At 49.6% G+C, this 571-nt stretch carries 1 protein-coding gene; it reads left to right on the top strand.

Going from position 1 to position 571, the window contains the following annotated elements:
* Nucleotides 1–571: methyl-accepting chemotaxis protein (locus R8O10_RS26670; protein WP_318192155.1), on the top strand; the 571-nt coding region annotated here is incomplete at both ends.

Below are 571 nucleotides of genomic sequence, written 5' to 3'. Positions count from 1 at the left end.
ATCGCTTCCATCTCGAACAGCATTAATGCCTTGATCTCTAACTTCAGAAAGCTGCTGTTTGACGTCACTAAGACCAATAACGAGAGCTCAAATCGACTACAAAACATTGTTGAATCTGCGCAGGATCTTGATAGCAGTAGCCGCTCTACCATCGCTAAGTGCGACAACATCGCAACCGCGATGACTGAACTCGCACAATCGAGTGTGGAAATCGCTCAATCCGCAGAGCGCGCAATGGGTGACACCACAACCATGAATAACAAAGTGGTCGACTGCCAGACCCAAAGTGAATTGTCTTACCGCTCCGTGCAAAGCTTGTTGGAGCAAATCAACGCCACTGAACAATGTATGGCAGAATTGGCGAACGACACGCAGAGCATTGGCCAAATAGTCGAGACCATCAACAGCGTTTCTGAACAAACCAACTTATTAGCCCTTAACGCAGCAATTGAAGCCGCTCGTGCGGGCGAGCATGGTCGCGGCTTCGCGGTTGTCTCTTCTGAAGTGCGTGATTTGGCGCAGCGCAGCCAAGAAGCTACCGAGAACATCAGCAAACTGTTGGACCAAATTG

The sequence above is a fragment of the Vibrio sp. 1727 genome (assembly GCF_033344415.1).
Taxonomy (GTDB): domain Bacteria; phylum Pseudomonadota; class Gammaproteobacteria; order Enterobacterales; family Vibrionaceae; genus Vibrio; species Vibrio alginolyticus.
Note: the sequence above shows the minus strand (reverse complement) of the source record. Positions and strands in the feature narration are given on the sequence as shown.